The 13091-nt window shown below is 63.3% G+C and carries 10 protein-coding genes; 4 read left to right on the forward strand and 6 right to left on the reverse strand.

Annotation, left to right across the window (positions count from 1 at the left end; translation table 11 throughout):
* Positions 1-380: 380 nt before the first annotated feature.
* Positions 381-1451 (forward strand): glycosyltransferase, encoded by a 1071-nt coding sequence (locus O2W15_RS18470; RefSeq protein WP_269180608.1) that lies wholly within the window; start codon positions 381-383, stop codon positions 1449-1451.
* Positions 1448-2389 carry a glycosyltransferase gene (locus tag O2W15_RS18475; RefSeq protein WP_269180442.1) on the forward strand — a complete coding sequence of 314 codons (942 nt, stop codon included), beginning with the start codon at positions 1448-1450 and terminating at the stop codon, positions 2387-2389. Before O2W15_RS18470 ends, O2W15_RS18475 begins: the two co-directional genes overlap by 4 nt.
* 24 nt (positions 2390-2413) lie before the next feature.
* Here O2W15_RS18475 and O2W15_RS18480 read toward each other — a convergent pair whose 3' ends face one another.
* The 6 genes from O2W15_RS18480 to O2W15_RS18505 form a co-directional block, all read right to left on the reverse strand.
* The gene (locus O2W15_RS18480; protein WP_269180443.1) at positions 2414-2935 is read right to left on the reverse strand and encodes an acyltransferase; all 522 of its coding nucleotides are present in this window, start codon (positions 2933-2935) and stop codon (positions 2414-2416) included.
* A gap of 161 nt (positions 2936-3096) precedes the next feature.
* Entirely contained in the window at positions 3097-4155 is a 1059-nt protein-coding gene (locus O2W15_RS18485; protein WP_269180444.1) for an acyltransferase family protein, read from the reverse strand.
* Between the two features lie 944 nt (positions 4156-5099).
* Positions 5100-5951, reverse strand: a complete 852-nt coding sequence (locus O2W15_RS18490) for a glycosyltransferase family A protein (RefSeq protein WP_269180445.1) — start codon at positions 5949-5951, stop codon at positions 5100-5102.
* A gap of 9 nt (positions 5952-5960) precedes the next feature.
* Entirely contained in the window at positions 5961-6527 is a 567-nt protein-coding gene (locus tag O2W15_RS18495) for a hypothetical protein (protein ID WP_269180446.1), read from the reverse strand.
* Positions 6528-7150: 623 nt separating this feature from the next.
* Entirely contained in the window at positions 7151-8311 is a 1161-nt protein-coding gene (locus tag O2W15_RS18500) for a glycosyltransferase (RefSeq protein WP_269180447.1), read from the reverse strand.
* A 726-nt stretch (positions 8312-9037) separates the two neighbouring features.
* Positions 9038-10141: an LCP family protein gene (locus O2W15_RS18505; RefSeq protein ID WP_269180448.1), complete on the reverse strand. Its 1104-nt coding sequence runs from the start codon at positions 10139-10141 to the stop codon at positions 9038-9040.
* Positions 10142-10394: 253 nt separating this feature from the next.
* On the opposite strand from O2W15_RS18505, the gene O2W15_RS18510 reads away from it, so the two are divergent.
* Together O2W15_RS18510 and O2W15_RS18515 are read left to right on the forward strand one after the other, a co-directional pair.
* Entirely contained in the window at positions 10395-11714 is a 1320-nt protein-coding gene (locus tag O2W15_RS18510) for a UDP-glucose dehydrogenase family protein (RefSeq protein WP_269180449.1), read from the forward strand.
* A gap of 234 nt (positions 11715-11948) precedes the next feature.
* Positions 11949-13013 (forward strand): acyltransferase family protein, encoded by a 1065-nt coding sequence (locus O2W15_RS18515; RefSeq protein WP_269180450.1) that lies wholly within the window; start codon positions 11949-11951, stop codon positions 13011-13013.
* Positions 13014-13091: the final 78 nt, after the last annotated feature.

Raw genomic sequence — 13091 nt, forward strand, 5'->3', positions numbered from 1 at the left:
GGCAAGCCCGAGCAGTCGAACCGGAGAACCGTTCGAGCGCAGTGGTCCGACGATCACCAGTTCTGATGGGAGTACCAACAGCGTGCAGTAGATCGCAAGTGTGATCGCGAATCCGCCAGTCTTCTTGCTGACGTCGGCAGGCGTGCGATGACGAGACGCGGAGATTCGTCGTTCAGATCCTGACGAAGCGTCGCCTTCGGTCCGCGATAGCTCAACCTCATCGCTGCTCCGACGACTGTAGCGACTCGACGGGACGAAGTGCGCGCTTGGACGCAAGATCTGAGCCTCCGGGCTTGAATGCGACGTGGCGAACTGTGAGGATAGCCTGTGCCGTCGGCGATGGATCGGTGGCGCTACGCGAGTCAGCCGATAGGGGCCACATGAGGGTCGCCATAGCCCATGACTACTTAACGCAACGAGGCGGCGCCGAACGTGTGACCGTGGAGCTGAGCAAGGCTTTCCCTGAGGCGAAGATATATACAGCTCTCTATAGCCCGGATCGTACGTACGACGACTTTCGTGACCGCACCGTTGTGACTTCGATCATGAATCACGTACCAGCCGTCCGAGCGGACCCACGCCTGGCTTTCCCCCTGCTCCCGTACGCGTGGCGCTCGCTCGGCGTGCTTGACGCTGACATCGTCATCTGCTCGACGTCGGGCTGGAGCCACGCCATTCGGACAACGGGCTCGAAGATCGTCTACTGTCACAACCCGGCTCGATGGCTGTACCAGCCGGACGCCTACTTCTCCACCGCCCCACGCCTGCAGAAGCTCATCATGCGCAGATCCCTCGGTCCGTTGAAGAGATGGGATCGTGCGGCTATGGGGTCAGGTGATCGGTTTGTTGCAAACTCTCGTAACGTCGCTGAACGAATGTCAGCTACCTATGGGAGAGACGCGACAGTCATCCATCCTCCCCGCGGTCTCGACCCGACCGCGGAAAGGGACCCTCTTCCGGGACTTGCCCCCGGCTTCTACTTGACCATCAGCCGCACTCGGGGCTATAAGCGTTCGAAGGTCATATCCGAAGCCTTCAAGGGGACCACCAGGGTTCTCGTCCAAGTGGGCGGCGAGCGGCCGGAGACGCCCAATGTCGTGCATCTCAGTGGAGTCACGGACGCGGAGTTGCGGTGGCTGTACGCAAACAGTCGTGCGCTAGTTGCCGTCGGAGACGAGGACTTCGGGCTGACGCCCGTTGAGGCATATGCCTTCGGGACGCCCGCTGTAGTCCTCGCCGCGGGCGGCTATCTCGAGACGAGCCACGACGTCTCTACGGTTCTAGTGCCGCAAGCCTCCGCGTCCGCATTGAGTCAGGGCATCGAACGCCTGGAAGCAAGTCGGTGGGACAAGGAAGCGATCATCTCTCATGCGGCAAAGTGGTCGCCTGACGTCTTCCGGCAGCAAATCAGAGCGCTGGTCGAGGACATGATCGCTGGTGCTGCTAAGTGAAGCGTCTCCTCGTGGCCAACGATGGTGGTCACCTGCAACAGATGAAGACACTCCTGCCGCGGTTCACTGTCGGCCATGACAACGTGTGGATCACCAACGACAGCTCTCAATCGCGCTCCCTCCTTGAGGAGGAGCAAGTCTATTGGTTTCCTCACTCACCGCCGAAAGACGTGAAAGGGATGGCGCGGAACGCGCTAGACGCTCGGCAGGTGCTGGACGAGGTTCGGCCGGACTATGTCATCAGCACTGGCTCAAGTCTCGCCTTGGCGGTCTTGCCCGTGGCCGCGAGACGTGGCATTCCTTGCCACTACATCGAGAGTGCGACGCGGGTCAGCGCGCCTAGCCTTTCAGGTCGGCTCCTAGCTCATGTGCGCCGGGTGCGCACATACACGCAATACCCGGCGCTCGCCAATCGGAGGTGGAACTACCGAGGTTCGGTCTTCGACCAGTTCACCCCCGTTGCGCCAGCACAGCAGGATCGGCGGGTGGCGCGTGTGGTCGTGACGGTTGGTACTTCGCGGGAGTATGGCTTCCGCCGACTTGTCGATGCGGTCCTGGCCGTCTCGCGGCCGGACTGGACGGTATTCTGGCAGACGGGATCAACCGACGTGGAAGATCTGTCAATCCTCGCCGCATCTTCCGTGACCGCTGGCCAACTCCGAAGTGAAATCCGCTCCGCTGATGTCGTCATAAGTCACGCTGGCACCGGATCGGCCGTCACAGCGCTGGAGTGTGGGAAGCGGCCGATCTTGGTACCGCGGGATCCGTCCTTCGGTGAACACGTCGATGATCACCAGGAGCAGATCGCAGCAGAGCTGAGTCGTCGAAACTTAGCCGTCGTCACCCCGATCAGCGGGCTCTCAAGCCAACTTGTCGACCAGGCTGTCGGCTGGTCGATCAAGGAACAGCCGGAGCCGCCGCCGTTCTTGCTGGATTGAGCGTGGTTGGGTCCGTTCAGAGACTCAACCGGCAGCCTTCTCTCGCCACCCGATGACCTTGGCCGGTACTCCGGCTGCAATACAGTCAACCGGTAGGTCCTTCGTCACGACTGCTCCGGCCGCCACAACTGCACCGTCCCCGATGGTTACTCCCGCTGTCACGACAACGTAGGCGCCAAGCCAGACATTGGCGCCTATAGTGATCGATCCCTCCACCTTGGGTTGGTTCATGACAGGTTGCCCAGCGGGGATCTCGTAGTTGGATGCGGTAACCATCACGCCAGGCCCAAATAGAGCCTTGGCTCCGATGGTGATCTGCCCCCGATAATCACCCGCCCACAGCAGGCTCCTCTCGCCTATGTGGCTACCTTCTCCGATACTAATGCGTTCGCCGTTCCTGATTGATACATTCGGCGCCATCGACACACGTCTGCCCAGATCCATCTTCGGAACCTGGGAGACGTTGCTGTAGTAGTAGAAGTGTAGGACCCGGAGGATCTTTAACCAGGTACGTGGGTCCGCTAGGGACTTGATGAAGCGTTGCATGATATGTCTCCTGACGAGGGACTTGGCCGGGGAACCCTCTTGAACTGGCGCAGCCTGCGGCCGTCTGGTCTGTTGCCGAGGTGGTTGAACCACGACTTCGTCGCGTACCGGGCAGGGCCTAGGCCGGGTCAGTGCGATCCTGGCTCATGGACGTCGTCGATTCACGGCACGCTGTCTCGGGGGACGGCTCGAGAGGTCTTCACAAAGCGCCTCTCCCAGAGATGCCATGAGGCGTAGCCCGCTGCCATCGAGAGGATCAGTGAGAGCCCAAACAGCATGAGGGGATGCCCTTGATCGATGAAGGCATGGGTCAGCAGCTGCTGTATCACATAGCCATATACGTAGATGCCGTAGGAAGGGTCACCGAGCCGCACGAACTTGCTTGCCCACCGTGCGGGTCGAGTGCCCAGGTAGAGGACGATGACCGTTATCGCAGGCACTGCCACGATAGACAAGGGCAGGTCGGCGAGCATTGGCACGGCCAGTAGAACAGCGCCGGCGGCAGCGGCGCGCCAACTGACACCAAAGTCAGCGATGCGAGCCCATGCGCCAGCGGTGAAGAACGCGACGAGTCCCAGTCTGATGCCCAGGGGGTCGTACCAGTCGGGTGCGTGGTCGTAGATCCAGAACCAACCTGCAAGGGAGAATAGGAGAGTCAATGCGAGCAAGACTGCAGGCCGGAGGGCCCCAGTGAAGCCCAGCAGCGCAATCAAAGCATAGGCTGCAACTTCGACGCCCAACGTCCATAAGACGCCGTTGACAACCTGTCCGTCAAAGACGCCGGGCAACGTGTACTCATATGGAAAGAGGAGCAAGTTCCGTACGGTGAAGACCCACGTGCCGCTCTCGCCGAAGTAGTTGGAAGAGGTGGTGACGAGGGGTCCTACAAGAAAGGCGGTGAGGAGAACCATCAGGGCGAGGGCAGGGTAGATGCGACGGAAGCGCTTCCTCGCGAACAGGCTCAGGTTGGGCCTGCTGAGCCAACTCCCGCAGATCAGGTAGCCGCTGATCACGAAGAAGATGAAGACGCCTAGGCGACCCCAGTTGAAGGGTCGGTCGGCATAGACGAGAGGTGAAGGTTCACTCCCGGTCTGCAGCAAGTAGCTGTGACTGAGAACCACGATGGACGCAGCGAGGATGCGGAGAAGATCCCAGCCGTGTGGTTGTTCGCGTTGAATACTGCCCGCGCGAACTACATGCGCTCCTCGGTCTGGCGTCATGATGGCAGTCCTTCGATGCGCTTGTCGCTGCAACAAACCGCACGTCTGCAGGTCGGATGGCTCGTTGCCAGCACTCCATCGCCTCCGGACGGTAGGTGGTCGCGCACGCTGAATCAGTGGACGAGGCGTCCTCAGGGCCGTTACTGCAACGGTCTAAGTCTGTTCTACCGTGTCAGCTTGCCAGTCATGGAAGCCGCAGGCCTAGCTCTCCCTCCCGGACGGGTGGACTCACCGCCCCTGTTGGAGGCTGGTACAGCTGCGGGATAGTTGCGGGACGAAGCTCGGGTGCGGACGAGCGTGCGCAATCGATCCGGAGACCCTCGTAGTCCCCCTGACGCTCCTGACTGAGCGCGCAATCGGCGGTTAGGGTGTTGCCGTGATGGGCGCTTCCTGCTCAATCGGACAGGGACTGGTCGCCTTGTGCTTCGCGGGCGGTGGCCCACGATGCGGTGAGCTATCTGAGGGCGCCCGGACACGCGCGGCCTCTGGTTCGTGAGGTTGCGACCTCAGACAAGGCCAGGGACTTCTGAGGGGTCCCAGCAAACTCCCGACCTGACGGGATCGCCAGCGCCGGCGATGCGTGAGAGGCAGGGCGGCGACCGTCCAGGTTGCTCTGTGTGCCGCGCCGAGTCGTGGATTCTGGGCCGAGCATTACCGAGGATGGAAGTGGCTGCCGCCGCCTGGCGCCGGTGGCCGCCGACACGGTCGCCAAGATCGAGCAAGGGGGCGGAGCGGCTTGCGAAGAGGCGGACGTGGCCCGTGCGACGCAACGCTGAGCAGTGGCTGGACGGTGAACCGGCTACCTGCTTGTCCTGCGCGATGAGAACGTGGAGGAAGACCGTATCAGCGACGGAGAAACCGCGGATCTACGTTGGCCTTCCTGCAGCAAAGCGATGGTCAGTGTGGCATACGCGCGCCTGCGTTGAGAACCGCAGGTCGCTGGCTCAGTGGCCGTAATTTCGCCGCGAGACGACCCGCCGAACCCTGCGACGGGCATGTCGGAGCCGGGGGCGCCACCCGAAGTACTGACGAAGGTCGAGTGAAGCGGATTGTACTTCGACGGCATCCTCGCGTGTTCGGTTGAGCCAGTCGTCTAGCGTCGCTGCCCCGGACTGAAGTGCTGACAATGGCCTAGCGGCTTGGTACGCCGCCTCGTTCTTAAAGGCAGTGAGGGGGTGGCGCGGATCGTCGAGGTGCTCTTCCCGCATGACGGGCAGTGGCCAGCCGTTGACATAGCCATGCCGAGCAACCTCTAGACACCAGCCTGGGAAGCTCTGCTTGGACTTGAGAGTGCCGAACTCGTCAACTAGTCGTCGACGAAAAAGGTGCCCACTTCCTTGAACCCAGTGATTCCGCAGGAGCGTCACACCGTGATGCGTGACAATCTTTCGGGAGGCCAGTTCCTCGTTCCAGTCCTCGGGTTCGAACCGCCAGGCGCCCAGTACGCCGAAACTATCGGACTTCAGGAGCGCCTCCGAAAGGGCCTCTATCCAACCGTGCTGCATGAGAGAGTCGTCGTCGACCTTCGATACGAACGTTCCTTCTGCTTCCGTCCACAACCAATTGATCGCCGGCCGGAGTCCGACGTTCTCCAGTGCGTGGTGAAAGCGGTAAAAGCGGGGGTGACTACGATGATCGTCGATCACATCGAGAACGTCTCGATCCTGGCCGTTGTGCCACACCCATACCCGGCTGTCCTCAGGGCAGGTCTCAAGGAGCCGCGGCAGGGAAAGGCGTGTATAAGAAGCTCGGGCATGCGTGATCAAAAGAATGTCGCTCCCACGTTGTGGCGCCATCACTACTCCTCATGGTCGATCCACCATAACGGTCTGTCCAGAATGGACGTGCACGTTGTTCTCGTATACCGCAATTGATTCGGGTGCGATTATGGGGCCGTAGCGGCTCGCTACTCCGAAGATGTTGTTGTCCAGTGCAATATCGTCCGCCTCAATGTCCCCCCGAATATTGACGGAGTAATTGCCCCCATCGAGGAGATTGCCTTGAATCATGATGTCGCTCGAACTGTTCGTTCGCGCTTCGCTGCCGAGTTGAATCGCCGCATTCCCGAGGTCGTCGCCATCTCGGCTCCTCGGGTCGAGGTTGTTGTTTCGGATGAGAACATTGTGTGCTGAGATTCCTTGTACGGCGTCCGGATGCCCGTCGCCTTGCCTGACCAAGGCGTGTACCCAACTGTCCTGCAGCACGACGTCGTCACTCAATCGCACGCCGTCATTAACGCCGCGCACTTCGACGCGCGTGATGGTCACGCCACTGAGATCGATTCCGATCGGAACAACTCCACCTCCGTCGATCTCGGAGTCCACAATCGTCAGGCCGCTACTGTCTCCCCGCCCGGTTACGACGCGGTCCACTCTGGGATCTGTACATTTGATCCGGGTGTTCCTTATGACCACGTCGGACGCGTTGACGACGATGCACCCGTCTACGTCTAGCCCCTCTATGACTCGGCCTGCTTGATTAACGACAAGGTCGCCGGCTGGCTCCAGCTCCACGCCCTCTGGAACACCAGTTGTCCCAGGCCCTGGAAAACCATGGGTGGCTGAAGGCGGTGTGTCGCCTGCGACGACTCGAGTCATCGACGGTTGGGTTGGGGTAGTCGATGCGACAGAGCATGCGGTTATGACAGAACAGGCGGTGAGCGTGAGGAGGCTGGGCAGGAACCTGGATGTTCGACTCGTGACAGACGCTCCTTCCCGCTTTGTCAGGTCGCGTGAGTCTAGCTACGTCGAGCCGCGGCGGGCACTGTGGTACCTCCGGTCGAACGCATGGCTGATTCCGCCAGCGACTCATCCTAGAAAGCGCCCCCTTGAAAGAATGGCTCGCCCCCGATCGTGGGCCTTGTCTGCCAGGGCATCCTTGTACTTCGGGAGTCACAAGGTCGGTTCGGGTGGTGAGAAGGCTCGGCCGACGTGGGGAGATGACCAGACTGGTGGCAGTGGACCCTCAGGACTCTGGGGGCGATGGGCCGAGCGATCTAAAAATGGCCCCGGTCTAATGCGCTCAAGAGAAGTCCGGCGCGCCCAGCCCCCACGGATTCGTAGGTGAAGTCGGCAGACATCCTCTGTGCCTCCACTCCCATGGCCTGGCGTAGGCTGGGTTCTGAGGCCACGAGTTGCAGAGCGGTAGTCAGTCGTTCGACGTCGAATGGCGGAACAATGAGACCCGACCGACCGTCAACTACAAGGCGCGCAGCTCCCATCGGTGTCGTGACGATAGGAAGGCCGAAGGCCGCTGCTTCGTATGTTACCTGAGGGCCTCCTTCCTCCAGTGTGGGTAGGACGAAGACGTCGCTCGACTCGTACAACTTCGATGGGTTGCTAACGGGGCCGACGCACTTGATGCTGCCTGTTCGCGATGCCTTGGCAAGCGCATTCGCGAGGGCTGGTTCAGCCGCGCCAGCAAGAATCAGCTCACCGTCAATTCCTGCCGCCTCCCAGGCGGCTAGAAGTTGCGGCAGTCCCTTTCGGACCGTTAGTAGTCCTAGAAACAGCACCCTCAGCGGTCGAGTGGTGGGCTCCTCGCCGGTGGTCGTCGGCGGAGCCTCCGCTTGGGGCGGGCGAAGGCGCTGCGGCGACCATCCGAAAGTGGTCGGCATGATGCGGTCCCGTTGAATCCCGAGCTGGCTCAGTGTCGCCTCAACCTCCGGATTAGAAGCGAAGATGCGGTCGTAGGACTTCAGCTCCGCAGTTTCCTGTGCGGCGCGCTCCTCGTCGATGATCCGTGTCGGTGTGAGCCCTTGAGCGTGGTAGGCCCGCTCTAGAATGAGCCGGGCAGTTTCCATCGGGCTGTTGATCATCTCGCGGACGGCGATAAACCCACTGCGCCTGACGTCCTCCACGAGCGTGATCTCAGGGCTGGGCCAGAAGTAGACGATCGTCTTGACGGGGTCTTGCTTCTTGAGGGTTCTGCGCAACGCGCGCCCCATGTATCTCTGCCGACCGAAGGTGAACTTCCACGGAGTGTGGCGGAATACGAATGGTAGGGCCTGCACTACCTCGATGTTCGGATCGACAGGCTTGCGTAAGCGGGCGACCACTAGAATCACACGAATATCACTGTGTCTGAATTGGGTGATTATCTGGAGGCAGGACTCCGCGAATCCGCTGCCCGTGTAGGAGGCGGGGAGGTATACCACGACTGTCACCTTGGCGGGTCTTTCTGCGTTTGACGGCATCTGCCCGGACGAGGCGAGATGCTGGTGTCTTGAAAGCATGCAGCGATCTCCTTACCGGTTCGACTCGTGCCTCGCCTGACTGAGTCGGCTGTCAAGGGCTTCCGGAGGCTCGGCTACTGCGCCGGGAGAATCGCACGTCGTCCTTGTCGTGCACTCCGGTTGGCCGGGAGGGGAGTGGGATTCTGTCCCTGTCCATGGGTGGGGACACCCGTGAAGACGGCGGTGGATGGCATGTTGCTTACCACATCTATGTGGACCTCAGTGAAGAACGGCATCGCAAAGGCGTGTCGTCACGGGACCGCCCGCCGAACCGCGCGGTGCGTGACGGTCCTGTCGGGTGGGTGGCGCATCCTGTCGTTCGGTTCGCAGGCGTTGAGTCGCTCACTGGTGCGCTGCGCTGCGCTGCGCTGCCGCCTCCGGCTTCAAGAGGGTGGCTCGCCGGAACGCCCGCCGCTTCGGGGCCTCGGAGTCCGGGCAGTGGTACTGGCCAGGGCGAAACTCGCCAGTGTCACTGCCTGACCGCGCTTCTCGATGAGGAAGGCGGACTCAAGATGGCCCTGGTTGGCAAGAGCCCCAGGATCCTGGGCTTGTGTCGTCTGGTCCTCTGCGGTTGATGCGCGTGTCTCACCGTCCCCGGGTGGCTGCCTCCACTGGAAGCCGGATGCTGATGCTCACCGCCGTCAGATGTCAGCGGACGGCTTCGGGCAGCGCCTCATCGCTGAACTCCTCGGCGTTGTGTCCCAGTGAGTCCGTCTGCAGAAACCCCCACATGCGCTCGCCGGCGACCTGGTCCAGGTAGACCACGCTTGCCGCGCCCTCGGTGCCGAGCCCCAACACCGGTGCGGTGAAGAACTTGACGTCGCCCGGGGTGAGGTCGCGCAGCGAGTAGGCCAGCGACAGCAGGTCACCGTTGCCGAGGGCGTCGTCGACGGCCACCGCGTTCGTGACCGACAGCAGCGTCGAGTCGAGCTTGCCCGGTGAGGTGAAGACGTCCTGGCTGAACAGCTTGGTGAACATCGCCCGCAAGTAGTTCTGTTGCCGCTTTACTCGGTCGAAGTCGCCGCCGGGCAGGTCATAGCGCTGGCCGACGTACCAGCGGGCCTGGTCGCCGTCGAGGTGGTTGAGCCCTTCGGTGAATGTGTACGGCCCGTTGCTCGTCGTCTTCGAGACGACGACGTCGACGCCACCGAGGTCGTCGGTCACCTGGATGAGGCCGTCGAAGTCGATCGCCGCGTAGTGGTCGATCCGGACGCCGGTCAGCTGCTCGATCGTCTGGATGAGCAGCGTCGGGCCACCCAGAGCGTAGGCAGCATTGATCTTGTTCTTGCCATAGCCGGGGATGTCGACCCAGGAGTCGCGGGGGATGGAGACGACTTGCGCGTGCTCTCGGTCGCCAGCGAAGCGGGCCAGCATGATCGCGTCGGATCGGGCGTCGGGCAGTTCGCCGGGCGTTAGCTCGGCGCGGGTGTCCGACCCCACAAGCAGGAAGGTGATCGGGTCCTCGGTGGCCCGCACCTCGCCGGTCGGCGACGGCGCGGCGGGCCGCGAGCCCTCCTGGAGGTCGGCGAAGACGTCGCCGACCCGATCGATGTTGCTGCCGTACCGGTTGCTCAGGAACCACAGCCCGGTGCCGATGACCACGGCGAGCACCAGCGCCAGCACGCCCAGGCTGGTCAGCGTGCGCCGCACCCATCGTCGTCGGGGAGCGGGCTCCGGCACGTGGCCGATCGCGCCGTCCGGCTGGGCTGGTTCTGATGCGGAGGGCTCGTCGCCGGGTGCCCGGTCGCTCATGTCCGCCTCCTTTAGATCACCGGCCGGGACCGTAACCTCGACGGGATCATGGGAGTCGGGTTCTGGTGGGTAACGTCACTCCGCCGAGGGATCGCCCTCTCGGCACGCTTGTGACCTCGATGGTCTTGGTTCCAACGAGTGAACAGTCGACTGCTCTTGAGTGACCACGGCTGGCGCCCGGTCGTGTCCGTTGTCTACGGTTCGCCGGGGGCTGGGCGCGTTCGGTGTCCGCCAGTAGGGGAGTGGCACACGCATGAAGATCTCGGTCATCGGTTGCGGCTACCTCGGCGCGGTACACGCCGCGTCGATGGCCGAGCTCGGGCACGACGTCGTCGGCATCGACGTCGACCAGCCGAAGATCGACGCGCTGCAGCGGGCCAAGGCCCCGTTCTACGAGCCGGGTTTCGAGGAGCTGCTGGGCACCTCCCTGGCCTCGGGGCGCCTCCGGTTCAGCACTGACATGGCCGATGCCGGCGACGCCGTCGTCCACTTCGTCTGCGTGGGCACCCCGCAGAAGCGCGGGGAGTACGCCGCGGACCTGCGGTTCGTCGAGTCGGCCGTCGAGGGACTGCTGGCGGCGCTCAAGCCCGGTGACCTGGTCGCCGGCAAGTCGACGGTCCCGGTGGGCACGGCGGCCCGGCTGGCGGAACTGGTGGCTGACAAGGTGCCCGGGGCGATGCTCGCCTGGAACCCGGAGTTCCTCCGCGAGGGCTTCGCGGTCCAGGACACGCTGCACCCCGACCGACTGGTCTACGGCCTCCCGGCCGGCCCCGACGGCGAGACGGCGCGCGCGATGCTGGACGAGGTCTATGCCTCGATCGTCGAGGTGGGCACCCCGCAGGTGGTCACCGACTACGCGACCGCGGAGATGGTGAAGACCGCGGCCAACTCCTTCCTGGCCACGAAGATCTCCTTCATCAACGCCATGGCCGAGCTCTGCGAGGCCACCGGCGCCGACGTGAAGCAGCTGGCCGACGCGATCGGTCACGACGACCGGATCGGCCGCAAGTTCCTCAACGCCGGTCTCGGCTTCGGTGGCGGCTGCCTGCCCAAGGACATCCGGGCGTTCATGGCCCGCGCCGGGGAGCTGGGTGCCGATCAGGCGCTGACGTTCCTGCGCGAGGTCGACAACATCAACATGCGTCGCCGGATCCGGATGGTCGAGCTGGCCCGCGAGGTCTGCGACGGGTCGCTGGTCGGCAAGCGCGTGGCGGTGCTGGGCGCGGCGTTCAAGCCCAACAGCGACGACATCCGTGACTCCCCCGCGCTGAACGTCGCCGCGCAGTTGCAGCTGCAGGGCGCTGCGGTTCGGGTCACCGACCCGGCGGCCGGGGACAACATCCGCCGCAGCTGGCCGCAGCTTGATGCCGTGGACACCCCCGAGGAGGCCGCCGACCGCGCCGACGCCGTCCTGGTTCTCACCGAGTGGCAGCAGTACCGGGACTTGGACCCGGTGTCCTTCGGGCAGATCGTGGGGCAGAAGCGGATGCTGGACGGGCGCAACGCCCTGGACCGCGACCGCTGGGTCGCCGCAGGGTGGACCTACCGGGCCCTAGGCCGGCGTGCCGGCTGACCGCTTCGCCAGATGATGCAGATCGATGGGGTGCCGAGATTCGGACGGCGGCAGGCAGGGCGAGCGAGCGAGTCGAACCTGATCGCAGACGCGTTGGGTGGCAGATCGCTTGGTCAGCTAAAGGGCTGCTGAGAACCGGGGCCATCGGCTGGCGCCGGTTGCCCCCTGCGAGTCAGTCGAAACCAGGGCGTTCGTTCAGGACCGATAGCCTCCGTGCGACTCGCGGCGGTGACGATGACCAGCACTGAAGGTCTCGAACTCGAGGTTCGACCTTCGCTGCGCCTGCATACGTTGACGTGCCTGCGAGCAGCCGCAGCGCTCATCGTGGTCGTGCACCACACCTTCGGGCCGGATGACATCCCGGTCGTACGGCTTGGGTATACAGGGGTGTCCTTCTTTTTCGTCCTCTCAGGTCTGGTCTTGGCGTGGTCGTACCGCCCTAGCCAGTCCGCGGCCTCGTTCTGGAGGAATCGGGCGGCGCGCATCTTGCCCGTCTACTACGTGTGCGTGCTGGCTGGGATGATCCTGCCGCTAGCGCGCGAAGTGTCGCCAGTTTCCGCTACGGCGGCCGTGACGCTCTCCCAGGCATGGTTCCCAGCGGGCGACCTCCGTTATGGAGTGCACAGCGCCTCGTGGTCACTCTCCGCGGAAGTGTTCTTCTACCTTTGCTTCCCTCTGCTTGTCTTGCTGGCTCGAAGATGGCTCCGGCAACCGTGGGCTGTGATGGCTGCGATGGGTGGTCTCTGGCTGCTCGGCATCACGGTGGCCATCGGCGCACAGTCCCTCCTGCCGGCCTACGCCTACTGGTTGACTTACACTTTCCCGCCGTACAGGATCTTCGAGTTTGCCATCGGAATTTGCCTCGCTCTCCTCTGGCAGTCGGGGTGGCGACCTCGTCTGTCGCCACCTGTCCTCGGGTGGAGTTCGTTCGCCTCGCTGTGCGTGCCCGTTGTTTGGGACCTCGTTCAGGGAGGTGTTGACCGGTCGGTGGTCGCCCTTGCTGCGATCCCGGGAATCGTTGCACTGCTCTGGTGGGCTATCGCGGTTGAAGACGGTGGCGGGCGATCGCCACGGTGGGTGCAGCCGTGGTTCATCCGGTTGGGGTTGTGGTCTTACGCCCTCTACCTGGTGCACCCACTGGTGATTCGAGTAGCAGCCGCAGCGGCTGGCCGCGACGTGGACGGCTATCTGTCAGTCGGCCTGGGAGGCGCGGTGATCATGGCGTCCCTGGTGCTGGCCGCCATGTTGCGCGAATTTGTGGAGGAGCCACTGAACCGGCGGCTCAGGGCCCCGCGATGAGTGGTCTGTGATTCACGGCCGGGAAGGCCGAGGCGTCGTCCAATGTATAACCGCTGGCTACCAAAGTCGGGTCAGCCG

It is taken from the genome of Modestobacter sp. VKM Ac-2979 (genome assembly GCF_026967995.1).
Lineage (GTDB): Bacteria > Actinomycetota > Actinomycetes > Mycobacteriales > Geodermatophilaceae > Modestobacter.